The organism is Metabacillus halosaccharovorans (genome assembly GCF_002019635.1).
Classification (GTDB): Bacteria; Bacillota; Bacilli; order Bacillales; family Bacillaceae; genus Metabacillus; species Metabacillus halosaccharovorans.
Genome location: NZ_KV917371.1, coordinates 2,856,290 through 2,882,256 on the forward strand (window position 1 = coordinate 2,856,290; position 25,967 = coordinate 2,882,256).

At 36.3% G+C, this 25,967-nt stretch carries 23 protein-coding genes; 19 read left to right on the plus strand and 4 right to left on the minus strand.

Annotated elements, in window-relative coordinates:
• The first annotated feature begins 117 nt into the window (after positions 1-117).
• The 8 genes from BK577_RS13760 to BK577_RS13795 all read left to right on the plus strand — a co-directional run bounded on the left by BK577_RS13760 (position 118) and on the right by BK577_RS13795 (position 9,128).
• A complete protein-coding gene (locus tag BK577_RS13760; protein ID WP_078433310.1) occupies positions 118-1,623 on the plus strand; it encodes a sugar ABC transporter ATP-binding protein in 1,506 nt (501 codons plus the stop codon).
• 1 nt (position 1,624) lies between these two features.
• Positions 1,625-2,623: an ABC transporter permease gene (locus BK577_RS13765; protein ID WP_078433311.1), complete on the plus strand. Its 999-nt coding sequence runs from the start codon at positions 1,625-1,627 to the stop codon at positions 2,621-2,623.
• A gap of 321 nt (positions 2,624-2,944) precedes the next feature.
• Positions 2,945-3,970, plus strand: a complete 1,026-nt coding sequence (locus BK577_RS13770; protein ID WP_078433312.1) for a LytTR family transcriptional regulator DNA-binding domain-containing protein — start codon at positions 2,945-2,947, stop codon at positions 3,968-3,970.
• 127 nt (positions 3,971-4,097) lie between these two features.
• Complete coding sequence (locus BK577_RS13775; RefSeq protein WP_078433313.1) at positions 4,098-4,946, plus strand: ABC transporter ATP-binding protein; 849 nt, start codon at positions 4,098-4,100, stop codon at positions 4,944-4,946.
• The gene (locus BK577_RS13780) at positions 4,943-5,650 is read left to right on the plus strand and encodes an ABC transporter permease (protein WP_078433314.1); all 708 of its coding nucleotides are present in this window, start codon (positions 4,943-4,945) and stop codon (positions 5,648-5,650) included. Before BK577_RS13775 ends, BK577_RS13780 begins: the two co-directional genes overlap by 4 nt.
• A 215-nt stretch (positions 5,651-5,865) precedes the next feature.
• Positions 5,866-6,420 carry a thioredoxin family protein gene (locus BK577_RS13785; protein WP_078433315.1) on the plus strand — a complete coding sequence of 185 codons (555 nt, stop codon included), beginning with the start codon at positions 5,866-5,868 and terminating at the stop codon, positions 6,418-6,420.
• 212 nt (positions 6,421-6,632) lie between these two features.
• Positions 6,633-7,994, plus strand: coding sequence for an aspartate kinase (locus tag BK577_RS13790; protein WP_078433316.1), 1,362 nt, complete (start codon positions 6,633-6,635; stop codon positions 7,992-7,994).
• Between the two features lie 159 nt (positions 7,995-8,153).
• Positions 8,154-9,128: a carbohydrate kinase family protein gene (locus tag BK577_RS13795; protein WP_078433579.1), complete on the plus strand. Its 975-nt coding sequence runs from the start codon at positions 8,154-8,156 to the stop codon at positions 9,126-9,128.
• 197 nt (positions 9,129-9,325) lie between these two features.
• Here BK577_RS13795 and BK577_RS13800 read toward each other — a convergent pair whose 3' ends face one another.
• Positions 9,326-9,550: a hypothetical protein gene (locus tag BK577_RS13800; RefSeq protein WP_078433317.1), complete on the minus strand. Its 225-nt coding sequence runs from the start codon at positions 9,548-9,550 to the stop codon at positions 9,326-9,328.
• Between the two features lie 321 nt (positions 9,551-9,871).
• Between BK577_RS13800 and BK577_RS13805 the strand changes: the two genes are divergently transcribed.
• The 3 genes from BK577_RS13805 (at position 9,872) to BK577_RS13815 (ending at position 11,893) form a co-directional block, all read left to right on the plus strand.
• Positions 9,872-10,570, plus strand: a complete 699-nt coding sequence (locus BK577_RS13805; RefSeq protein ID WP_078433318.1) for a Na-translocating system protein MpsC family protein — start codon at positions 9,872-9,874, stop codon at positions 10,568-10,570.
• A gap of 226 nt (positions 10,571-10,796) precedes the next feature.
• On the plus strand, positions 10,797-11,192 hold the full coding sequence (locus tag BK577_RS13810; RefSeq protein ID WP_078433319.1) for a hypothetical protein: 396 nt from the start codon (positions 10,797-10,799) through the stop codon (positions 11,190-11,192).
• A 17-nt stretch (positions 11,193-11,209) separates the two neighbouring features.
• Positions 11,210-11,893 (plus strand): Na-translocating system protein MpsC family protein, encoded by a 684-nt coding sequence (locus BK577_RS13815; RefSeq protein WP_078433320.1) that lies wholly within the window; start codon positions 11,210-11,212, stop codon positions 11,891-11,893.
• Positions 11,894-11,987: 94 nt separating this feature from the next.
• On the opposite strand, the gene BK577_RS26620 is transcribed toward BK577_RS13815, so the two are convergent.
• The 3 genes from BK577_RS26620 to BK577_RS13830 form a co-directional block, all read right to left on the minus strand.
• Entirely contained in the window at positions 11,988-13,187 is a 1,200-nt protein-coding gene (locus BK577_RS26620) for a 3D domain-containing protein (protein WP_078433321.1), read from the minus strand.
• Positions 13,188-13,353: 166 nt separating this feature from the next.
• Positions 13,354-14,592 (minus strand): MFS transporter, encoded by a 1,239-nt coding sequence (locus BK577_RS13825; protein WP_078433322.1) that lies wholly within the window; start codon positions 14,590-14,592, stop codon positions 13,354-13,356.
• Positions 14,593-14,715: 123 nt separating this feature from the next.
• Positions 14,716-15,258 (minus strand): CBO0543 family protein, encoded by a 543-nt coding sequence (locus BK577_RS13830; RefSeq protein WP_078433323.1) that lies wholly within the window; start codon positions 15,256-15,258, stop codon positions 14,716-14,718.
• Positions 15,259-15,744: 486 nt separating this feature from the next.
• Between BK577_RS13830 and BK577_RS13835 the strand changes: the two genes are divergently transcribed.
• From BK577_RS13835 to BK577_RS26010, 8 genes are all read left to right on the plus strand, one after another.
• On the plus strand, positions 15,745-17,475 hold the full coding sequence (locus BK577_RS13835; protein WP_078433324.1) for an ABC transporter ATP-binding protein: 1,731 nt from the start codon (positions 15,745-15,747) through the stop codon (positions 17,473-17,475).
• The gene (locus tag BK577_RS13840; protein WP_078433325.1) at positions 17,456-19,285 is read left to right on the plus strand and encodes an ABC transporter ATP-binding protein; all 1,830 of its coding nucleotides are present in this window, start codon (positions 17,456-17,458) and stop codon (positions 19,283-19,285) included. Before BK577_RS13835 ends, BK577_RS13840 begins: the two co-directional genes overlap by 20 nt.
• A gap of 274 nt (positions 19,286-19,559) precedes the next feature.
• Positions 19,560-20,681: an ABC transporter ATP-binding protein gene (locus BK577_RS13845; protein WP_078433326.1), complete on the plus strand. Its 1,122-nt coding sequence runs from the start codon at positions 19,560-19,562 to the stop codon at positions 20,679-20,681.
• Between the two features lie 86 nt (positions 20,682-20,767).
• Positions 20,768-21,619 carry a carbohydrate ABC transporter permease gene (locus BK577_RS13850; protein ID WP_078433580.1) on the plus strand — a complete coding sequence of 284 codons (852 nt, stop codon included), beginning with the start codon at positions 20,768-20,770 and terminating at the stop codon, positions 21,617-21,619.
• On the plus strand, positions 21,616-22,428 hold the full coding sequence (locus tag BK577_RS13855; protein ID WP_078433327.1) for a carbohydrate ABC transporter permease: 813 nt from the start codon (positions 21,616-21,618) through the stop codon (positions 22,426-22,428). Before BK577_RS13850 ends, BK577_RS13855 begins: the two co-directional genes overlap by 4 nt.
• 30 nt (positions 22,429-22,458) lie before the next feature.
• Entirely contained in the window at positions 22,459-23,838 is a 1,380-nt protein-coding gene (locus BK577_RS13860) for an ABC transporter substrate-binding protein (protein WP_078433328.1), read from the plus strand.
• 418 nt (positions 23,839-24,256) lie between these two features.
• Positions 24,257-25,717 (plus strand): alanine/glycine:cation symporter family protein, encoded by a 1,461-nt coding sequence (locus tag BK577_RS13865; protein ID WP_372496307.1) that lies wholly within the window; start codon positions 24,257-24,259, stop codon positions 25,715-25,717.
• A 91-nt stretch (positions 25,718-25,808) separates the two neighbouring features.
• Positions 25,809-25,964, plus strand: coding sequence for a hypothetical protein (locus BK577_RS26010; RefSeq protein ID WP_169908240.1), 156 nt, complete (start codon positions 25,809-25,811; stop codon positions 25,962-25,964).
• Positions 25,965-25,967: the final 3 nt, after the last annotated feature.

Below are 25,967 nucleotides of genomic sequence, written 5' to 3' on the forward strand. Positions count from 1 at the left end.
GTGGAAGTCGAGTTCATACTCTCGAAACACCCGTCTCTCCTTTTTTCCTCTATATAAACCTCCAATTAAGAATTCCAATAAAACCATAAACAGATCAATTAGGAAGGAGGAAGGACAATGAATACATCAGTATTAAATATGAGAGAAATTTCAATTGAGTTTCCTGGAGTAAAAGCACTTGACTCTGTTGATTTTACGATGAAAAGCGGTACGACTCATGCACTAATTGGAGCAAATGGTGCCGGAAAATCGACTCTAATGAAAGTTTTATCAGGTGCCTACAATCATTTCACAGGACAAATTCAAATAGACGGCAAAGAAGTGTTAATTAAAGACCCTAAGGATGCACAAGTACTAGGTATTCAAATTGTTCACCAGGAAGTGGATACAGCACTTATCCCATATTTAACAGTAGGAGAGAACATTATGCTCACCAAAACAGTGAGTGAAATGGGAAAGAGGCAATTCATTCGCTGGAAGCAAATCCATCAACAAGCAACTGAAATTTTAAATAGTTTAAATATAAAGGTGTCATCTAAAAAGCTGGTAAGTGAACTGACTCTTGCAGAAAAACAGATGGTACTGATTGCAAGAACAGTCTCGTCAAAATGTAAATACCTTATCCTCGATGAGCCAACTGCACCATTAAGTCATGCTGAGACAAAGGAATTATTCAGGATTGTTCGTGATTTAAAGGAGAAAAATGTCGGAATTATCTTTATTTCACACCGTCTTCCTGAAATATTTGAGATTTGTGATGAGATTACAATCATGAGAAACGGAATGCTTGTCACACATGAACGTATTCGTGAGACGACTCCTAATAAAGTAATAGAGAACATGCTTGGCAGAGAGCTAGAAGAGCAGTTTCCGGAGAGAACATTTCAAATTGGTGAAACGATCCTGGAGGTCAACCATCTACACGATGATGAAAAACTATCAGATGTTTCCCTGCATGTAAGACAAGGTGAGATTATTGGAATCGCGGGCTTAGTTGGAGCAGGTAAAACAGAGCTATGTAAAACCTTGTTTGGTGAAAAGAAACTTACATCAGGAGAAATAAAGCTGCATGGTAAAAAACTAAAAATGGCCAACCCCTATCAAGCAGTTAAACAGGGGATTGCCTTGGTTCCTGAAGAAAGACGAAAAGAAGGAATCCTGGTAGAAGAGTCTGTTGTAACGAATTTAACGGCTGCAAACCTGGGAGCTTTCACTAGTGCACTTAGCTTTGTTAAGCGTAAAGCTGAAAAGCAACAAGCTGTTGAGCTTATTAAAAGCCTTGGAATAAAAACACCATCAGATGAAACGAAAGTGAAAAATCTTTCTGGTGGAAATCAACAGAAAATTGCAATAGGAAAATGGCTTATTACAGATGCCGATGTTTATATTTTTGATGAACCTACAAAAGGAGTAGATGTAGGAGCGAAAAAGGATATTTTTGAACTCATATGTGAGTTGGCGAAAAGGGGAAAGGCTATTCTTTATGCCTCTTCAGAATTAGCCGAAATAATCGGGATTACAAATCGCTTATATGTTTTGTACGACGGTAAGGTTGTTAAAGAAGTAAATACAGATATAACGAACGAAGAAGACCTATTATTTTATTCAACAGGAGGCAACTAAGATGACTGAATTAAATCCTGTGCAAACCAATAAAGTGAAAAGATCATTTGATTTATTTCAATTTCTGTATAAATACGGAACAATTTTAACGATCTTTATTCTCATCATCGTGTTTGCAGTTTCTAATCCAACTTTTATTCAAGGAAATAATATTATTAATATATTACGCTCAATCTCTATTGTAACGATTATCGCAATCGGAATTACCATCTCTCTTTCTGTAAATGGATTCGACTTATCTGTAGGATCTGTTGCTTCATTATCTAATGCGATTGTCATTTCAATGTTTGTCTGGTTCTCACAGAACACACTCATTGCCATATTTTCAGCTATAATTGCTTCATTATTAGTTGGGGTACTAAATTCATTTATTATAGTGAAATTAAAAGTTCCCGATATGTTAATAACTCTTGCAACGATGTTTATTGTGCAGGGAATTGCTTTAACATATACGAAAGGTGCAACTGTATCACAAAATATGGTCATGCCTGACGGAACATTTGCAACAGGTCTTATAAGTCCGGTTTTTGAGCATATCGGACAAGTACCATGGATTATTGTCATTATGGTGGTCGTAGTGATTGCTGTTCATATCTTTTTAACGTACACAAAGCATGGGCGATATATGTATGTAATCGGAGGGAATATTGAAGCGGCAAGATTATCTGGAATTCCTGTTAATAAATATAAAGTAGCAGCTTATCTTTTATCTGCTCTTTTTGCATCAATCGGAGGAATTGTATTGGCATCAAGAGTCATGACAGCGGAGATCAACGCTGGAGCACCTTATCTTATGGATTCAGTTGCCGCTGCATTTATTGGATTTTCTGTACTTGGGGCAGGAAAGCCAAATGCTTTTGGAACATTTGTCGGTGCTGTTTTAATTGGTATATTACAGAATGGACTTGTTATGATGTCCGTACCTTATTATGCAATGGATATTGTGAAAGGAACGGTTCTGGCGTTTGCCCTTGCTCTTACTTACTACAAGCAAAAATAGCTGCTGATTGAATCAGCAGTTTTTTTTGTCGTCCAGGAAATTATAAAATTCTTGAACTGTGGATAAGTGCGCGACATCCAGCTCCAGCGCCTAGCCCCTCTAGGGTCTAGCCACAAAGGAATTGAAGACAAAGAACGTCTTCTATTCCTTTGTGGCTTATTTGCCCGAGGCTGATCAAGGCGCTTGCGCTTTTGTTCTGGAAAAATGTCGAATTCCACCGACAAATTATTCGTATATTTCCCAGGAAAGGAATTTTTCTGTGAATTTTAGACAAGCCTTGCGTTATAATTGGAAATAATTGAAATAGTTAGGGTGGAAGCTATGAATATATTATCAATTAGCGATTTAGAAAAGCATGAAGGCAATGCCGTTATCTTTCCGTCTTTCAGTTTGACAGTCGATGCGGGAAATGCTGTTGCCATTCATACGAATATGGATGTGCAGAAAATAGTAATGAATATGCTGTTAGGAGAGCTTCCGATCTTAGCAGGAGCAATAAAAGTGAATGATATAAGTATTGCTGCTTCAAAGAAGAAATATTTACAGCATATCGGAGTTTTATCCTTAAATGACGGCCTATATGAGAGGCTGACTGTAAAGGAGTATCTATCATTTTATCAAAAACTGTATGATTCTAAATCAACACTGGAACAAATTTTGCTAACTGTCCAACTGGAAGAACAGAAGAATACAAGAATTGGAAAGTTAAGTTTTTCGGAGAAAAAAAGAGTACATCTTGGTAATTTGCTGCTCAAACCGGTTTCTCTTTATGTATTAGAGGAACCTGACCAAAACACGGATCTGGAGACGAAAAGAGTCCTTAATATGGTCGTACAGGAGTTGATTAGCAAAGATAAAGCAGTTGTGATTCTAACCGGCAATATGGAGAGCGCATTGACCCTAACCGACAATATATATCGTTTAGATAGTTCTGGTCTTTCTAAGCTTGATGTAACGGCAGAAGAATCTGAACAGGAGACCGAGATGGAAGCTGTCATTCAGCCTGTGAGGTTTGAAAAAATTCCAACAAAGGTGAATGAAAAAATTGTTTTATTTGATCCGCCCGAAATTGATTATATTGAAAGCAGTGAAGGCCAGTCACAGCTTTATATTAAAGGGGAAATTTATCAAAGTATGTTCACGCTAAATGAGCTGGAGGAACGCCTGCAACCATTTGGATTTTTTCGCTGTCATCGTTCCTATATAGTTAATTTGCAAAAGGTGAGGGAAGTTGTAACATGGACGAGAAACAGCTTTACACTTATCTTAAATGACACTAGCAAATCCTCTGTTCCGCTTTCGAAAGCAAAAATGGCGGAATTAAAAGGGATGCTCGGCTTAAAATAGTGCTCCATTCACGGTGAATATGCGCCTCCTACATAGAATTTTGCTCCTTTTGCTAAGATTTTACTGCACCATTGTGACTCCTCGTATATGATGAAGTCAAATCACAAAGCAATGCAGGAGGATGACAATGGAAAAGATAATAGAAGTAAAGTCATTGGCAAAACTGTTCGGTAATCAGCGTGCACTTGAGGATGTTTCATTTGAAGTAAATAAAGGAGAAGTATTTGGTTTTCTCGGGCCGAGTGGTTCAGGGAAGACAACGACTATAAAAATCTTAACAGCCCAACTGTCACAAACAGATGGAGCTGCACTAGTGTTCGGAGAACCTGCTTTCCAATTAAAAAATCCGATTAACAGAAAAAAAATCGGGATTATTACTGACAATAGCGGCTTGTATGAACGCTTATCAATCTATGACAATTTAAAGCTATTTTGCGGGCTTTATGATGTGAGTATTTCACGAATAGATGAAGTACTGGAGATGGTTAATTTAAAGGATGAAAGTAAAAAGGTTGTTTCAAAGCTTTCAAGAGGGATGCTGCAAAGAGTGACGCTTGCGAGGGCATTTCTTCATAAACCGGAGCTGCTGTTTTTAGATGAGCCTACATCAGCTCTAGATCCAGTCAATTCCCGCCATATTTATCGCGGCTTACAGGAACTAAAGGATAATGGTACAACCATTTTTCTAACAACTCATGATATGAATGAAGCAGAATTACTGTGTGATCGTGTGGCATTTCTTCATAATGGCTCCATTCAGCTGATCGGACCGCCGAAGGAATTGCGCAAGAGCTATGCAGATAATACACTGACGGTCGAATTAACCGACGGCACAACAGAAGTCATTTCAAAAGGGGAAGATGGTGCGGAAAAGCTGTATCGCTTTATGTCAGAAAATAAAGTAGTGTCAGTCCATACAAACGAACCAACCTTAGGTGATATATTTGTTGAGATAACAGGGAGGAAATTATCATGACATTTTCAGTAAAAAGGACCTTAGCAATTTTTCAGAAAGATTATAAAGATATTTCAAAAAATATGTATGTATCCTTTACAGCTATTATCCCGTTATTTATGGCACTGCTTTACGGTTCACAGGGGGAAATGACGATTGATATGCAATATATTGTTATTAATATGACATTGTCTCTTGTTGCTGCGTTTATTCAATGCTCACTTATTGCTGAGGAAAAAGAAAAGAATACATTGCGGGGCTTAATGCTGTCACCTGCCAGTACGGTAGAAATCTTGGCTGGTAAAGGGTTGCTGACATTTATAACAACTATTTTTATTATTGCTGTTTCTTGCTTGTTAATTAAGTATGAGCCGGAAAATGTCATGGTCATCGCAATCGCCATTGTTTTATCTACATTGTTTTACATTGGTTTAGGAACCTTTCTCGGCTTGATGACAAAATCAGTCATGGAAGCCTCTGTTGTGATTATGCCTTTTTTCTTTCTATTTACTTTCAGTTCATATGCCTTACTGCTTGCTGAAAAATTCCCTATCTTAAGGGCTGTGGAATATATGCCAAACACACAGCTTGTCGAATTGGCCCGAGGAGTACAATCAGGTGCAGGCATTGTGGATGTATGGACCAACCTAATTGTCATTATGATTTGGATCATCGTGATTTTCGCTTTAGCTTATCGCATATTTAAGAAACGTATGATGGACTAATTTATCCCATTCTTAACGGCCAGTAAGACACCGACTTCAAGATTAGAGAGAAACAAAGATGATAAGTGGAAGATAACTGGCCGTAAAGATCGGATAAGTTTCGCTAACCATCATTGGGGGATGAAGAAAACCCCCATTGATGGAAGTCTCACTTTAATTGAAAAAAGCATAACAACTCTCTAAAATGAAACTAATAATAAGGAGGGATCATTATAATGAATTTGCTTGATTGGAACAAGAATGGTTTAACAAAAGAAGAGTATATAAATGGAATGAACGTGAACAAATCAGAAATGATGGGGATTTATGATAAATTTTCATTAAATGAAACACATAAAAGCCGTTTAGCTTCATTAAAAGATAAAGATCTAAAAGCGATTGTATTGACGGAAGACTGGTGTGGCGATGCAATGCTGAACAATCCTATTCTCCTGAAAATTGCTGAAGAAATCGGCATGGAAGTCCGCTTTGTACTTCGTGATTCAAATTTAGAGCTAATGGATCAGTATTTAACAAATGGTACATCTCGTGCGATTCCAATTTTTATTTTTCTAAATAGTGATGGTGAAGAAATAGCAGTATGGGGTCCCCGCGCAGCAAAAATGCAGGAGTTTGTAATGGAGGAACGAAGCAAATTACCATCTAAGGAAGATCCTGCGTTCTCTGAAAAGCAGACGGCAATGTACAAAAAAATAACTTCCGCTTATCAGGAAACTCCTGGTTATTGGGATGTAGTAGCAGAAAGTATTATTGAAAAATTAAATGGTTAATAATAAAAGCTGGCGAAGTTCTGCCGGCTTTTTGTCGTACTTTCAGGAAGTATAAGATTTTATTGATGATAGTATAAGAAAAACACCAGATCTGTCTCCTTTATAAGGACAATTGTACATCATATAAAGAAAACCCTTGATTATTTGAAGAAAACAGAGGATAATAGTGATTAAAATTTGACTGAAAATTTTAAATAGTAGGAGATGTAGAAATGAAAGTTGTAAAGTTCGGTGGTTCTTCTTTAGCTTCAGGTGAACAATTAAAAAAAGTTTTAAATATTGTTGTGTCAGATCCAACTCGTAAGGTTGTTGTTGTATCTGCACCGGGAAAACGATATTCAGATGATATAAAGGTAACTGATTTACTGATCGAATGTGCGGAGAAATATTTAGCAAATGAAAATGCTGATGGTGTCTTTCAAACAATTATTGAAAGGTATGAAAGTATTGTAAAGGAATTATCGATCCCTTTGGATATTGTAGAAACCATCTCAAATGACTTAAAGGCATTATTATCAGGAGACAAAAGTAAGCCTGAAAGCTACCTTGATGCAGTAAAAGCAAGTGGAGAGGATAATAATGCAAAGTTGATTGCGGCATTCTTCCGACATAGCGGGCTTAATGCCGAGTATGTTAATCCAAAAGATGCCGGTTTACTTGTTTCAGATGAGCCTGGTAACGCTCAAGTACTACCTGAATCGTATGAGAACTTATATAAACTTCGTGAAAAAGAAGGGATCGTTGTATTCCCGGGGTTTTTCGGCTATAACAAAAAAGGTGAGGTTCTAACATTTTCAAGAAGCGGATCAGACATTACAGGATCAATTTTAGCAAATGGTATTAAAGCCGACCTGTATGAAAACTTCACAGATGTTGATGCGGTATATTCAGTTAATCCAACGTTTGTTCAGAATCCTAAGGAGATTAGTGAGCTTACATATCGTGAAATGCGTGAGCTTTCATATGCAGGCTTTTCTGTATTCCATGATGAAGCATTAATTCCTGCATTTAGAGCAGGGATTCCTGTAAATGTGAAAAACACGAATAATCCTTCAGCACCGGGAACAAGAATTGTAAATGAGAGATCAAATTCTAACGGGCCTGTTATTGGTATCGCAAGTGATAAAGGTTTTTGCAGTATTTATGTTAGTAAATACTTAATGAACCGTGAAATTGGCTTTGGGCGTAAACTATTACAAATTTTAGAGGACTATGGTTTAACATATGAGCATGTACCATCAGGTATTGATGATGTAACAGTAATTTTGCGACAAGATCAGATGGATGAAGCACTTGAAGCACAAATAAAAGACCGCATTATGACAGAGCTGCATGCTGATGAAGTCATCGTTGAGCACGATCTTGTTTTAATTATGGTGGTTGGTGAAGGAATGCGCCATAATGTTGGAACAACAGCTCGTGCAGCAAAAGCTCTTGCGCACGCTGACGTAAACATTGAAATGATCAATCAAGGTTCCTCAGAGGTTAGCATGATGTTTGGAGTAAAAGAGCCTCAGGAAAAGAGAGCTGTTCAAGCGTTATATAATGAATTCTTTGTTGCAGTACCAGTCTGAAAAATATTCATAAGGGGATAGTCTGCCGGCACAAAAAATATGTGGGCGGGACTGTCCCTTTATGTTTGATAAAGATAAAATACTTTGAATCTATCTATTTTTTATAAAGGTAGATTGTGTATACTTATAAGTAGTTTACATAAATATGAGGTGAAGATGGTGGCCAGGTTATTTTCGATTGGAGAGGTATTAATTGATTTCATTCCAGCTCAAAAGGGAGTTGCTCTAAAAGAAGTAGTTTCATTTGAGCGGGCTCCAGGTGGTGCTCCGGCAAATGTTGCAGCAGCTGTTGCAAAGGCTGGAGGACAAGCATCAATGATTACGAAGTTGGGTGAGGATGCGTTCGGTGATTTCTTAATAGATACGTTGAACAATGTTGGTGTCAATACAGAGTATATTTTGAGAACAAAAAAAGCAAACACAGCTCTTGCTTTTGTCTCTCTCAAAGAAGATGGCGAGAGAGATTTTTCATTTTATCGTAATCCATCAGCAGATCTTTTGCTATCAGAGGATGAGGTAAGTGATAACTGGTTTAATGAAGGAGACATTCTTCATTTTTGTTCTGTTGACTTAGTCGAAAGCCCGATGAAACAGGCTCATGTAAAGGCAATAAAAGTGGCAAAAGAAAAAGGAGCTTTGATAAGCTTTGACCCTAATGTACGATTGCCATTATGGGAAAGTGCTGAAGAGTGTCAAGCAACGATACGAGAATTTCTTCCACAAGCGCATTTAGTAAAAATATCAGATGAAGAGCTGGAATTTATTACAGGAATCAAAGATGAAAGACAAGCAATACAATCTCTATTTACAGGTGATGTAAAAGCGGTCATTTATACAAAGGGTGCAGAAGGAGCTATCCTTTATGTAAATGAAGAAAGTTTCTCATCAACAGGTTATAAGGTTACTGTTCAGGATACAACAGGTGCAGGGGATGCGTTTATAGGTGGGTTTTTATATAAATTAATAGAAAAAAGTGCAACAATTTCTAATCTTGAATCACTATTAAAACAAGAGCATGAAGATATCTTATCTTATGCTAATGCAAGTGGAGCTCTTACGACGACTGGTAAAGGAGCAATTTCTGCTTTACCTTCAAAACAAGAAATTTATGACTTCATTGACAAACAAAAGTGATGACATACAGGACAGTCCAAAGGGATAGGGCTGTCCTTACGTATATTATTCACTAGTAGTAGCGATATTTTTACTTGATCTCCCCTTGAATTTACTTTGCCTATTTAATTTTAGATTTTGAGATCGTAACCGATTTGCTGGAATATTATTATTTGGCGCCGCTTGTTCGTTCCAATCACCCATATAGATTCATTCCTTTACTCTTCAATTTTCTTCCCTCTCATGATCTGTTCAAATGCAGCCATTGATGGATCCGGCTTGATTTCATGATCAAAAGGGTTTTTTTCTTGTGTAAATTCAGGGTCTGCATCCAGGCGAATTCCTATTTGTGAACCAGTTGTTGATAAGGAATCATTAATAATGGATTCTTGTTCCCCATCTTGATGAGGGGTTACCTCTGAATGTTGATTTCTTCGATCCATATGATCACCTCGGGTATGTTAATAAGTACAATCTTATGATTTCTCTAATGGCAGGAACTATACTAGTAGATAGCGGGTTAAATCTGTTGCGGAGTCTTTAGAATAATGTTACTATTTATAAGACTAATTTCTTGCTGTTATTAGTTAATTTCATAAATACAATCCAATCCAATTACAAATGAAACATAAATATAAAAAAACCTTAAATGGTAAATGGAAGAAACTATTTTAAAAAATAGCCCGTCTTTCCATGGCCTAACTTCTATATGGAGTTAGGCCTTTTTGTTTTTTACTGATTTAGATTTTAGGGGGAATATATGAATGAAAAATACAAATAGTTACTACCAGGAAGATCTTCTTCTGCTAAGTAGTACCTTAAGCAAGATTTTAAAACGAAGGTTTGGAAAAGGGCCTGAAATGTGTTTTGTCACTTTACATTCAAATAGAATTTTCGCGTTTATTCGTAAATATATCACTCCTGCTGAGGATGTATTACTTAAGAATGATAATGTAAATTTGGTCTATAAGTTCCGATCTGCAGTAATGAAGGATGTTATTGATGAATTCATTTGGGAAGTGAAAGACTCTCTGGGAATGAGTTTCGATTCTTATTTTGAGGATTGGAACTTTAACAGGAACACTGGGATGCTGATATTAGAAAATAGTCAATCCAGGAATTGGATTAATACGGATATTCACCCCGCATTAAAAGAAAAGCTGTTTGAAGGTATAAGTGTGGTAAACAATGAAATTTATAAAGCACCAACAAGTATGGAAATCATAAAGATCAATCAAAACATGTATGCTTTAGAATGCCGTGATACTTTAATACAAATGGAGAAAATCTTATATAACAAGGGATATTTCGGGCTATTACAAGAACGTTCGAATGATATTAAAAATTCCTATTTTTTACACAAGAAAAAATTCGAATTCATCTTTGAGACAAAAGTAGAGGATATATTTTTATTTTGGGATTACAAAAATGATAGAAGTTATATGATTTTCTATTTACTTTAAAACATCTATATACAATAATTTCAATTTTTAATATGATATATTAAACGATTTATTTATAAAAAATAATGATAGTACTTAAAGTCATTTAAATAATCTTGGTAGATATGCTTTAGAATAGTTAGCTAAACAAAAGCCAAAATAGCAAAAAGACAGATACTTTTTGCTATTTTGGCTTTTTATTTTTTGGGAGATATTAATGATTGGGTTCAGTAGGATGGTGAAATGAATGGAAAATTGTTATGAATATTCACAATCATTAAAGGTAATGACCAAAATGACGCCTGTAAAGTTGAGTGAAATTTGTAGTCTGCTAAAAGAAATAGCTGAGATCTTTCATTATTATAACGGTAAGGAGGGAAACAAACATATCATTGAAATAAAAAATAATCTCTCTGATCTACATAATTTAATGGAACAGAGCATGATTTTATTAAATGATGTCAGAATAGAAAAGCAGCTATTAATTAATATGGTTGTTTCTATTGTTGAGTTTCTTTGTAATATTATGGAAGAATTGGGTTCGTTACAAGGTAAGCTTGATGTCATACCGATATCTTATCAACTAAAATTGAAGTATCGAATAGCTTATTTACGTACGATCATAAAAGAAATATTAAAATAAGGAAAAGAGTGAAGTGAATGAATCAAGAAATACTAAATTCAATTAGTAGCTTTACAAGTAAAATCCTTAGAAAGAATTTTGGAAGGGGTCCTCAATTATGTCAATCGACTTTATCAGACCGATACCTGGTTGTTTACATTAGAGGTTTTATATCACCTATGGAGGAAGTACTCATTCAGCAAGGTTATAGGAATCAGGTTGATAAAGCTAGAACCGTTATTATTAACCATGCTATTGAGGAATTAAAAGGAGTAGTAGAAATATCATTAAATCGAGATGTTTTTGATCATTACCATGATTGGAATTTACCAAATAATACAGGAATTATGATGTTTGTTTTAGATGAAAGAGTAGGTAGTGAATGTATTCCGGAAGAACATGTTAATCTGAAGCTGTTGGAATCGGAATTGGCAAGGATTAGTCTGTTAGTAGAAAAAGTCCCAGATCAAATAAAAATATATCCATTATCTAAATCTCTTTATGTAATTGAAAGAAGAGGAATTTTGGTTCCTATTGAAAAATCTCTTATCCAAAAGGGGTATGCAGATGAATTGAAAGTGACGAAGGATGAGTTAGAGAAAAGTCACTTTCATCGAAATGGGAAATTTGATGACATTTTTCAGGCTAGTGTCAAAGATATTTTTATTGATTGGAATTTTAAAGAGGATAAATCTTATATGGCCTTTATCTTACATAATTAATCTAAAGTTGCTTGATATCAGCCCATTTTAAAAACAAAAGGATAGATAAGCCAGAAGGTTTTCTGGTTTATCTATCCTTTCGTTGCTGCCAAATCTAATCCAATATTTTAATTTTTACGGTTTTACGTCCCCACTGAAGGGCTTTTGCACTTGAAGGCATTAACACATCTATTTTATGTCCGATAATAGCTCCACCTGTGTCCCCTGCGATGGCAACTCCATATCCTTCTACCCAAACTTTCGAGCCAAGAGGAATGACACCTGGATCAACAGCAATAAGCTTCATATTCGGATTCTTTTTAATATTATAACCGAGATAAGTCACATCATTTTTCGTATCTTCATGACTGTAAGCAGTCGCTGATACATACAATTCTTTTCCTGATGAAGATGAAGTGCCACTGTCTTTTTTATTTGTTTGTTTATTAGTTTGTTCTTTTGACGCTGTTGGCGGTGGAGCAACTGTTTGTTGTACAACAGCTTCTTCCTTTGCCTTTTTAGCTTTAGCTAATTCGACAGCTCTGGCTTTTGCAGCTTCCTCTTCTTTTTTAATCTGATCTTGAATTGTGCTTATCTTTGATTGAATCGTTGACTTTTCTTTTTCTGCTAGAGTAATTTCAGCTGACAATGATTGATATTTATCTTGTAAGGCAACAAGTGCCTGATTTCTTTTTACACGTTTTTGCTCAAGCTCAACTCTTTTAGTTTCTAATTCAGCCTGTTGAGAAACTAAAAGTTGTTCTTGTTTATCGATTTCTTTCTTTTCTTCTTCAATTTGATTTATATCTGCTTGTTGTTGTTCAACGATATTTTGATCGGCATCCAAAATTGTGGCAACGGCCCCAACACGTTCAAAGAAATTACCGATGCTTTCAGAATTAATAAGTGTATCAATAACGATTGATGTACGATCACTATGCTGAAGAGCGACTAAACGCTTTTCCATAATATCTTCGCGTGCATATACCTTGTCCTGAAGAAGAACAATTTCTTCTTTCTTTTGTTCAATTAGTTTTTGGATCTCTGATATCTTTGTTTCAACATCAGCTAGGCTTTGTTCACTGCTTGAAATTTCCTGATCAAGAGCTTGTACATTTTGTTGAATAGTAGTCACTTCTTCATTTATGGCTTGCTGTTCTTTTTCCTTTTGAAGAATGGTTTGTTGATTCTGCTCTAGCTGTTCATTCGCACGATTTAACGTGTCATTTGTTGATTCTGCTTTTGCCACGTATGTAATAGGTAAGGATAATAGAAGTATTCCAATTGTGGCAATTGTTTGTTTCAAAGCTCGCATAAAGCAACCCCTTTCTCATCTATCTAGTTATAACACAGAAAAATGTCTCGTAGGTTACAAATAGATTAAAAGTTATGGTAGTTTATGTAAGTTACTCTATTATTTTCAAATAAAAGAAGGACAAATTCCATATTTTATGGAATTTGTCCTTCAATATTTTTTCTAATTAGTTTGCTTGTTGCCATTCAGTTACTTTGCGATCAGTTGGCAGTAAAAATGCCAAAATACCAAGTAATGGTAGTAAAGCAACACCAATCATGGTTGTTGTTAAGCCGATCCAATCGATTAAGGCACCTAAGGCAACTGAACCGATTGCTCCCATGCCAAATGCCAACCCAACTGTTAACCCTGACATTAATCCGATCTTACCAGGAACAAGCTCCTGGGCATAGACAACGGTAACAGAAAAACTGGACATCAAGATAATCCCTATTAGTGCAAGAATAATAATAGATAGAGTTGAACCTACAAAGGGCAATAATAATGATAGAGGCGCTGTTGCTAGCAAAGAAATCAGGATAACTGTACGTTTGCCAAAACGATCAGCTAACGGCCCGCCAAGAAACGTTCCAACAGCTCCCATTAGTAAAAAGGTAAAAATATAAATCTGGGAACTGGCAATCGTGAGTTCATATTTATCAATCGCAAAAAAAGCATAGAAGCCTGAGATGGCACTCACATACCATGAACGAGCAAAGATCAAAAAGATAATAATAATGACTGCGTTACGTATGGACTTTGATAAAGCTTTTGTATCGGTATTTTTTACTTTTATTTTTTTAGTAGCTTTGATCTCTTTTAGTTTACGAGTATACCAGCTTGCAATATAAACTAAAAACCCAACTGCCAAGGCAGCAACAACTGTGAACCAAATGGCTCCAAACTGCCCGAGAGGAACAAGTATTAAAGCTGTAATTAATGGAGCCAATGCTTGACCGCTATTACCACCAACCTGATATATCGATTGGGCTAAACCTCTCCGATTTCCGGCAGCCATATAAGCAACACGTGAACCTTCAGGATGGAAAATCGCAGAGCCTAACCCGATAAAAATAACGGATAAAAGGATTGTTAAGAATGATGGGGCGAAGGCTAAACCCAGTACACCTAACATGCTGCTCGTTAATCCGATCGGTAAGGCGTAAGGCATCGGCTTTTTATCTGTGTATAAGCCGACAACAGGCTGCATGACTGAAGAAACCATGTTCAATGCAAACGCAATAAGTCCAAGCTGTGTAAACGAAAGACCCATTGATTCCTCTAAAATGGGAAACATTGCGGGAATAACTGACTGAATACTGTCATTTAAAAGGTGACACAGACCGATAATAAATAAAATGTTATACATTGTACCTGATTCTTGTTGAAGGGAAGCAGGTTTTTTTTGGATTGATGCGGTTGCCATGAATTTATCTCCCTTATGTAAAATTGTTTCGATGCACGAAATAGATCTAATATTCATATTATTGTCATCACTTGGAAAAAATTCAAGTAAAATATGAACTTCATGCTCAGAAAAATATATGAATTAGCTTCCTGTACTTAGTTTGCAGATTTTCTGAACGATCCCTCTGATGGAAATAGCTAATAAAATATAGATAGGAAATGAATAAAGATTAGACCAAATTAATGGTTTGTAAATTCCTAAATACATGGCAACCGGTTCAAAAACAAAGGCGAATATTCCGGATAAAAAAATAGAAGCAAAAATAAACGTTTTCCATTTTACAAAAAATTGATACAACATCATGAAGAAGAGGGCAATCATTACATCAATACATATAACTCTTGGACCCCAAGGTAACACCATTTTCGGATATTCCCAAAGTTGCAATTCTCCACCGAACGTATCAAGAACGGTAGCAATGTTAAACGTAAGTAGCCCGTATAATAAAATAGGGAATATTCTGCTATGATCAAGGATTCGGATCCAGACAAAAATAAGAATGATAAGAAATATGAGCATAAACCACCATTGCGGAGTAAAAACAATTTCATCACGCCAATAGTACCAGCGTAAAGTAGAAATTTTTTCTTGAGCATTCATAATATCTTGCAGGGAAGGATTCATTGGATACCTCTTTGGAAGTTTTATTCTAAGTTTTATTATGGTCGATATACGTTGTCGCTATTAAGTTTTTTTGATATTAAAGCAAGTTAATACATAAAATCAATAGTACATTCTACTCGGCAAGTGATGGAATAATTGATAAACTATTTTTATACTCATTTTTCACTATATACCTTTTTAAGAAAGCAGTTTTTCGTAAAGATTGTTGCTATTCAATATTTTTTAATTGATAGTGGAATGGAGCGGAAGACACTTGACTCCTGCGGGAAGTAGAGGAAAGGCTGAGACCCCACAGGCGAAGCCGAGGAGGCTCAGCTTCCTCCCCGGCGAATCTTGTGTCTGGAGCGCAATGGAACGAACAACTTTTACACTAAATCTTATACTATATACAGTTTATTTTTATAATTTATAGATTACATAGCTTCAAAAAAATGAAAGCCCTTTCCATATAGAATAGTATTTAAGAGTCTGGAGGATAGATGCAGTATGATAAAATTACGATCAATTTTACAGCCATATCGAATATCCGTGATGATCGCATTATCATTAATGCTTATCGAACTAACTGTGGAGCTTTTGCACCCATTATTAATGGCAAAAATTATTGATGATGGAATTTTAAAAGAAGATATGGATGTTGTCATGGTTTGGGGAGCAATCATGGTTGGAATATCACTGCTTGCTTTTGCCTCAGGAATGATTAACTCTTTTTATGCCGCACATGTAAGCCAAGGCTTTGGATTTGACTTGAGAAAACAGATTTTTGTAAAAGTGCAATCCTTCACCTTTGAAAAATTAGGTAAATTCCCCGCAGCCTCACTTGTTACACGAATGACAAATGATATTACCCAACTTCAAAATACCTTATTTATGGGTCTGCGAATTATGTTACGAGCACCGCTCCTTATTATTGGCTCTGTAATCATGTCCTTTTTTGTGAATGCACAAATTGCGATGATTTTTGCCATAGTGATTCCGTTGGTCATAGTTGTACTCGTTTGGATTATGAAGAAAGGGAGCAAGATGTTCCATTATGTCCAATCAAAATTAGATCAAGTAAATGATGTGTTACGTGAAAATTTAATCGGGATGAGACTGATTAAAGCTTATGTTCGCAGGGAACATGAAGTGGATCGTTTTAAAGAAGCCTCCTCGTCACTAAAAGATAACACTGTGAAAGCCTTACGAATGATTGAAACCTCTATGCCTATATTGTTACTGATCATGAATTTGGGTATCTTGTTGATTCTATGGATAGGTCAAGCACAAGTTACAGGAGGAGATGTTCAGGTAGGTGAAGTTGTTGCCATTGTCAATTATGGACTAAGAGTTACATCGGCTTTATCAATGTTTTCTTTTATTATTATGTTTTTGTCAAGGTCACGTGCATCTGCTTCAAGAATTTTGGAAGTACTTGATGTAGAGGAAGAAGTAAAACATGAGGGGGAGGTATCAGGGATTTCGGATGGGAAAGTGATTTTTGATGATGTGTCGTTTTCTTATCCGGGAACAGAGGAAACTGTGCTTAGAGAAATTTCCTTTACAGCAAATGCTGGGGAAACAATTGCTGTGATGGGAGGAACAGGTTCAGGGAAATCTACTCTTTTTCAGCTTATTCCAAGACTTTATGAAGTGAATTCAGGCACGATCTATATAGATGATCAACCAATAAACAATTTGGATATGGATTTTTTACGTAATCAAATTGGTCTAGTTCCACAGGAAGCAGTTCTTTTTTCTGGAGAAATAGAGAATAATATCGCTTGGGGAAACAGTCATGCTAAAGATGAACAAATAATTAGTGCAGCTAAAGCAGCCCAAATACATGAAACGATTGAAAAGCTTCCGAAAAAGTATAAAACAAAAATTGGACAAAAGGGAGTGAATCTCTCTGGAGGACAAAAACAGCGTTTGTCTGTGGCAAGAGCATTAGTACGAAAACCGAAAATACTTCTATTGGATGATAGTACAAGTGCACTTGATGTGAAAACAGAAAAGAAATTGTTGGATGCCCTTGAAAGCTACTCCTGTACGACAATGCTGATCACTCAAAAAATCAGCACAGCAAAACTGGCAGATAAAATTCTGTTATTAGATGAAGGAAGGTTAATTGCTGAAGGGTCCCATCAGGATTTATTAAAAAACTCTCCACTCTATCAAAAAATCTCTCAATCACAAATGAAAGGAGAGATGGCAAGTGTTAAAACAGCTAACTAGTCTGTTTAAATATAAAAGGATTGAACTAAATACAAGTGTTCAAAACAGCAAACGAAAGCAAAGAGTGGGACTAAAAGAAGGTCTTTATACAATTTTAAAACTCTGGAGGTATTTATCTAAAAAGAAGGGGCAGTTTCTTTTAGTGTTGATAATGGTTTTGATTAGCTCTGCATTAGCATTATTAGGGCCTTATTTAATCGGAAAAACCATTGACGATTATATTGTGTCACAGAAGAGCGATGGGCTAGGGATTTTACTTGCAGGGATGGTGCTTGTTTTTGTCTTTCATTCACTTTCTTTATTTTTACAAAATTTCTGGATGATTGGAATTTCTCAATATACTGTGAATGAAATGAGGTCAGATTTAGTTCAACATCTTCATCGATTACCGATTTCTTTTTTTGACAAGAAACAACATGGTGAATTAATGAGCAGGGTCACAAATGATATTGAAAATGTTAGTTCAACATTGAACAGCTCGGTCATTCAAGTGTTCTCCAGTCTTTTAACTCTCATAGGCACAGTGACAGTCATGCTTTTGCTAAGTCCGATGCTTACGGCTATTACCTTATTAATCATTCCTTTAATGGTTTTGGGAATGAAATGGATTACGAAAAGAACAGGGCGGTTATTTAAATATCAGCAACAGAATTTAGGGGAACTTAACGGGTATATAGAAGAAGTGATATCTGGCCAAAAAATGGTTAAGGCCTATTCACAGGAAGAGCGTGTCATAAAAGAATTTATTGTTAAAGGAGAGCAATTAAGGAATTCAGGCTTCTGGGCTCAAACTATTTCAGGTTTTATTCCGAAAGTTATGAATATGTTAAACAACTTAAGTTTTGCCGTTATTGCCGGTATTGGTGGTTTGTTTGCTTTAAACGGTCTGATTACAATTGGGGTAATTGTAATTTTTGCAGAGTATGCACGACAATTTACCCGCCCGTTAAACGATCTTGCTAATCAATTTAATACATTGTTATCTGCTATTGCAGGAGCAGAACGGGTCTTTGATATTCTTGATGAGGAGATTGAAAAGGATGATCAATCAAATGGGGAATACTTTGACATTCAAGGTGAGGTCACTTTTGAAAATGTATCTTTTGCATATGAAGAAGGAGAAGATCAACAAACGATCCATTCTGTTTCTTTTCAAGCTTCACCTGGTGAAGTAATTGCCTTGGTTGGTCCTACTGGAGCTGGAAAAACAACGTTAATTAATCTTATTACTCGTTTTTATGATCCAGATGAGGGAAGAATACTAATTGACGGAGTAAATATAGACATGATTGGACGAAGTGCCTTACGAAAGCAGATGGCATTCGTTTTACAGGATACGTTTTTATTTCAGGGAACAGTTATGGATAATATCCGTTATGGGAGATTGGATGCCACAGATGAAGAAATTATCGAAGCTGCAAAACTGGCAAACGCAGATTCATTTATTCAAAAGCTGCCAGATGGATATCATACGCAAATTAAACATGATGGAAATGGAATTAGTCATGGACAAAAGCAGTTATTAGCCATTGCCAGGGCAATGCTTGCAAATCCGATGATTCTGCTGTTAGATGAAGCAACGAGCAGTATTGATACAATAACGGAATTGCGTATTCAAGAAGCTCTCTCCAGATTAATGAAGGGAAGAACAACGTTTGTCATTGCACATCGATTAAATACGATTAAGCATGCTGATCAAATTATCGTCTTAAAAGATGGAGAAATCATTGAAAAAGGAACACATCATGAATTACTAGAGAAACAAAAGTTTTATTACGAAATGCAGACACAACATTATGCAGTTAACTGAGAAGATTATAGATATAGTCTTCTTTTTTATATTTACAATAAATTTAAATTAAATTAACAAATATATACAAATTCTTCATTCTACCTTTATATTCCGTTGGTAAGATAATGCTGTGAAGACATGTGGGCAGCCGCAACAATGGAGAGGAGAAGCCATAAAAAGAAATAGGTGAATTACGACTGCGTAAACCCTGTGTTTTTTTATGGTTTTTTATTATGCCTACCAGTATTTACAAGAGGTTATCGGGTACTAATGTTATCAGGAGGTTAAATTTATGAAGCGAGTTGAGCTAAGGAATGTGTCCAAATCCTATGACGGGAAGTCTCATGTGTTAAAGGGAATTGATGTCACGATCAACCCAGGAGAGTTTTTCGTTTTAGTTGGGCCATCGGGATGTGGTAAAAGCACAATGCTGCGGATGATAGCAGGTCTTGAGGAAATTTCTGGTGGAGACCTGTATATTGGAGATGCTTATTCCAATCATAGTCCGCCAAGTAAAAGAAATCTATCAATGGTCTTTCAAAATTATGCTCTTTATCCTCATTTAACAGTAGAGCAAAATATTTTGTTTGGATTACATACAAAGAAAATTACAAAAACAGAGCAAAAGAAACGGTGTAACGAAACAGCTGAAATGCTAGGTCTTTCAGAGTTGCTAAAACGCAAGCCCCGGCAGCTATCAGGTGGGCAGAGGCAGAGGGTGGCGTTAGCAAGGTCCATTGTTACACAAGCTCCGATTTGTTTAATGGACGAGCCCCTTTCAAATTTAGATGCAAAACTGCGTTCAAAGATGAGATCAGAAATAAGACAAATTCAAAAAAGACTTGGAATTACTATGATCTATGTGACTCATGATCAAACAGAGGCAATGACGATGGCTGACAGAATGATGATCTTACATCATGGACAAGTTCAACAAGTTGGCCGTCCCATAGACATTTACAATTTTCCTTTAAATACGTTTGTTGCCTCATTCATTGGAGCACCGCCTATGAATCTATCACAAGTAAGTTTCAGAGACCGTGAAATTGTTCTTGATGATCATCGATCCATTTCTATTAGTGAAGAAATGGCCCGTTCAATTCCTATTGAGGAGAGGATCATAGCAGGGATCCGCTCAGAACATATTAAGCTTGCAAAAGGTGGAAAAGTTAGCTTTTATGCGGAAGCGGTAAATGTGGAAGTACTGGGAACAGAGACTTTAATTACGTTTATCACTGGAAACAAGCAGTGGATCGCGAAGTGGAGTGGGCAATGGAATATTTCAGTTGGTGAAAAGCTGCCATTATATATTGATTGCGCTGATTTATATTTATTTAAGCAGGAGACAGGTGAATGCATTTGGCACCAGTCTAATCGTCATGATCAATATTCTCTTAAGGAGGCGATCTTTTGAGTAGCCTGCCAAATCTCTCACCATCAACAATTGAGGTGAAAAAGGAGAAGGCAATCTATAGAAAAAGAGAAGGATCCAATCTATTCATGGGATTACTCTATTTAGCGCCTTCTATTATCCTATTTGGGTTATTTCTTTTTTATCCAATGATTCGAACATTATATTTAAGCTTTTTTTTGACAGATGGTCAAGGTGTACCGGTTTCCTTTGTTGGCTTTGAAAATTTTACATATCTCTTTCAGTCTGCAAGTTTTCAAAAAAGTATTACAGCAACCATATTATTTGTTTTATATACAGTTCCACTAGGAGTTATTTTAGCTCTATTTCTTGCTATTATCGCCAATGAGAAAGTTAGAGGAATTGGATTCTTCAGAACGATGTTTTCTTCGACTATGGGCATGAGTGTAGCTGCTTCATCTGTTATTTGGATGTTTATGTACAACCCTGCAATCGGAATCTTTAATAAGCTGGTTGTTGCGTTGGGTGGTTCAGAAGTGCAATGGTTGCTTGATCCAAAGTTTGCCTTACTTTCTGTTGCCGTTTCAACCATCTGGATGAATACCGGCTTTTCGTTTCTCATCTTATTAGGCGGCTTGCAAAATATAGATGAGCATCTCTATGAAAATGCGGACATTGCAGGAGTGAGTTATTGGTATAAGCTTAGAAAAATAACAGTTCCTTTGTTATCACCGACTTTGTTTTTTATAGTGACAGTGTCCTTAATCAATTCATTTCAAACTTTCGGCCAAATTGATATTTTAACAAAAGGCGGTCCGATCGAATCAACAAATGTCATCGTCTATTCAATTTATAAGGATGCCTTCGTAAACTACAATGTCGGTTCAGCAAGTGCTCAGGCAACGATTCTATTCTTTTGTATTTTATTTATTACGATTCTTCAATTTAAGCTTGGAGAACGGAAGGTGCATTATCAATGAGTATTACTAGAAAAATTGTTTTATATAGTCTGTTAATCATTTCAGTCATATTTATGATGTTTCCGATTTTTTATGCATTTATGATCAGCTTTATGCAAGGTGGAGAGATATTAAGAGGAAATCTTATTCCCGATTCTTTCACATTTGCTAATTATCAATCAGCTTTTGAAAAGGTTCCTCTTTTTCAGTATCTATGGAATAGTTTTTATGTTTCAGCCGTTGTTATGATAGGGCAGTTAATTGTTTCAAGTCTGGCGGCATATGCATTTGTATTTATGACCTTTAAAGGGAGAGATTTTATTTTCTTTGTTTTTATCTCAACAATGATGATCCCTTGGGAAGCAACGATGGTCCCGAATTTTATTACGGTGCAAAAGCTTGGATGGCTTAATTCTTATTCAAGTTTGACGATTCCATTCTTTGCCTTAGCATTCGGGACGTTCTTACTAAGGCAACAGTTCAAAACGATTCCTAAGGAATTATTTGAAGCTTCGCAAGTGGCAGGGATAAGTCGTTTTCGCTTTTTTTGGAATGTTGTACTGCCTGTATCCAAGACAAGCTTAATAACATTAGGAATTTATAGTTTTTTAACAACATGGAATATGTATTTGTGGCCGCTGCTTGTTACCAATAATGAAAGTGTCCGGACGGTGCAAATTGGTCTTAAACAGCTCCAATCACAGGAAATTTCAACTGAATGGGGGGTGGTTATGGCAGCAGTAGTAGTCGTTATACTCCCAACTCTGATTCTTTTATTTATTGGACAAAAACGTCTTCAAAATGGATTGACTCAAGGTGCAATTAAGTAGACAGAACCTTAAAATGAGGAGGAATGAATTATGCAAAAGAAAATACTTATTGTCTTATCTGCTTTATTTTTAATGCTATTAGGTGCTTGTTCGAGCTCAAATTCTTCTACAACTGGTTCCCAAACTGAAGGTGAAAGTACAAGTGGTGCAGGAGCAGAAGAAACATCTGGAAAGCAGGAAGTTGTGTTCTGGCATGCAATGAGCGGTGAACTGGAGACGGTGTTAAATGATATTGCGGCTGACTTTAATGAGTCACAGGATAATATTGAAGTAAAGCCAATTTTCCAAGGAACGTATGAAGAGGCATTAACGAAATTTAATACAGTTGCCGGTACGGAGGATGCACCAACGATCATGCAGGTTTTTGAAGTTGGGACAAAGTATATGATTGATAGCGGACATATCCAACCTGTTCAGAAGTTCATTGATGAAGATAATTATGATACATCACAATGGGAAAAAAATATTTCAAATTACTATACAGTTGATGGAGAACAGTATTCAATGCCGTTTAACTCTTCAACACCTGTTTTAATTTATAATAAAGACGCATTTGAAGCAGCCGGACTTGATCCTGAAAAGGCACCGATGACTTATAGTGAATTAAAGGATGCTGCAAAAAAACTAACAAAAGCTGAAGGTGGAGAAACAAGTCAATATGGATTCTCAATCTTAAACTATGGATGGTTCTTTGAGGAATTATTGGCAGAACAGGGTGGTCATTATGTGGATAATGAAAATGGCCGTGCAGGTAATGCAACCAAAGCAACATTTAATGATGATTTAGGGTTAAATGTTTTTCAATTGATTTCAGATATGCACAAGGAAGGTACATATTATAATGTTGGTCAAAACTGGGATGATATGCGTGCTGCATTTCAATCAGGTAAAATGGCTATGTACTTAGATTCTTCTGCAGGTGTAAAAGCAATTGTTGATAATGCAGACTTTGAGGTTGGTGTTTCATATCTTCCAATTCCGGATGATTCAGAAAGAAATGGTGTTATCATCGGTGGTGCTTCCGTATGGATGTCAAGTGGAATTGCTGAAGAAAAGCAAAAAGCTGCATGGGAGTTTATGAAATACTTAACAACTCCTGAGGTACAAGCAGAATGGCATGTGAAAACAGGGTATTTTGCTATTAACCCTGCTGCTTATGATCAAGATCTTGTCACGCAAGAATGGGAAAAATACCCACAGTTAAAAGTAACAGTTGATCAATTACGTGATACCAAAACTAATACAGCAACACAAGGTGCCTTAATATCAGTGTTCCCGGAATCAAGGCAAAAAGTAGTAACAGCAATGGAGAGTTTGTACCAAGGAATGGATCCTAAAGAAGCATTGGATCAAGCAGCTGAAGAGACAAATCGTGCCCTGGAAGTAGCAAACAAAAAACAGGGCAACTAAAAGGAGCACAGTAATTTAATATATTGACCCTGGAGGGATTTCAGCTTCCGGGGTCTTTTTGCTTATCGGGAAAAAGAAGAATATGTCCCAAAAATTGATAGAGTCGACAATTTGATTGCACAATCTATTATTTCCATAATAACAATTAAGTAAAGGTTAACAATTAAGAGTTTATCCAATTTAGGCAATGAACAACTTCACCGCGTTAAAAAAACCATGTACAACAGTTGTCAGGACTGATTATTCAAAAAATGTTTTCTTCAGCAAATTAAATTTTTATTATTTTTTTAGAGCAGGTAATTTATTTTATTACAATAAAATTAAAATGTGAGATCCTCTGACATTTCTATTGTTTTCTTTGGGCGCATTGATTATAATCTCCTTAGAAAGAAAATTCTGTATTTTCAAAAAGGGGGTAATGCAATTGGAGGAATTTGTTACTGCATTAAACGGCATTTTATGGAGTACACCTGTTATTTATATTTTACTTGGTGTTGGTCTTTTGTTTTCGATCTTAACTCGTTTCCTGCAAGTAAGGCATATTAAAGAAATGGTAACGCTTATGTTTAAAGGTAAGAGCTCTGAAGCTGGAGTTTCTTCTTTCCAAGCATTAGCGATGGCTCTTTCTGGACGTGTAGGAACAGGAAATATCGCAGGGGTAGCAACTGCAATTGCCTTTGGGGGGCCCGGGGCAGTATTCTGGATGTGGACAATTGCTTTTATAGGTGCTTCCAGTGCGTTCATTGAGTCTACTCTTGCTCAGATTTATAAGGTTAAACAAGATGGGCAATATCGTGGAGGTCCAGCTTATTTTATTGAAAAAGGAATTGGATGGAAATGGTTTGCTGTTCTTTTTGCATTTGCAGCACTCATTGCCATGGCGATTTTAATGCCGGGAGTTCAATCGAATTCCATTGCGGTCGGGATGGAAAATGCATTTGGAATTCCAAAAGCAGCAACTGGCTTAGTTGTCATTTTATTATTAGCATTTATTATTTTCGGCGGGGTTAAACGAATTGCTTCAACAGCACAGCTGATTGTGCCGTTCATGGCATTAGGGTATATTGCTTTATCACTAGTTATTATTTTAATGAATATTACAGAATTACCTGGAGTTATTTCTCTTATTTTCCGCAGTGCATTTGCATTGGATTCAGCTTTTGGTGGTTTAATCGGTATGGCCATTTCTTGGGGTGTAAAGAGGGGGATTTACTCAAATGAAGCCGGTCAAGGTACTGGTCCGCATATGGCTGCAGCAGCAGAGGTTTCACACCCTGCCAAGCAAGGTTTAGTTCAAGCTTTCTCTGTTTATATTGATACATTATTTGTTTGCTCAGCAACAGCATTTATGATTCTTTTTACAGGTTTATATAATACTCAGGCACCGGACGGTTCATTTATTGTGAACAAATTAGAAGGTGTTGAAGCAGGTCCTGGATTTACACAAGCTGCAATTGATAGTGTTATCCCTGGATTTGGAGCTGGATTTGTAGCCATTGCATTATTTTTCTTTGCTTTTACAACGATTATGGCGTATTACTATATTGCTGAAACAAATATTGCCTATTTGCTTCGAGGGAAAAATAATAAAATCCCAATGTTAGTTCTTAAGTTTATCTTATTAGCTGCAACTTTCTATGGTGCTGTGAAAACGGCAAGCCTGGCCTGGGCTCTGGGAGATGTCGGATTAGGACTAATGGTATGGCTGAATGTTATCGCAATCTTAATTTTGGCTAAACCTGCTTTACTTGCACTAAAAGATTATGAGCGACAAAAGAAGGAAGGGAAAGACCCTGTCTTTGATCCAAAAGCATTAGGAATAAAAAATGCAGACTATTGGGAAACAGAATATAAAAGTGATCAAGATCAAGCTTCTTAAAAAAAGTGGGTTAGCCATTAGTGGTTAACCCATTTTTTTGTGTAAATTTCCTAAAAATGCACAATATAAAAAGACGTAAGGAGGGGATAACATGTCCAAGCAGGGAAAGCAGAATGCTGAGCAAACGAGTCAGCAATTAGCAAAGCAAAAAGCAAAAAATAATGTGGAATTTGGTTCTGACGTACAAGTTGGGAACAGCCAGCACCAAAGTCAGAAAAAAAGCGGTAAACAAGTTAACAAGAAATAATGA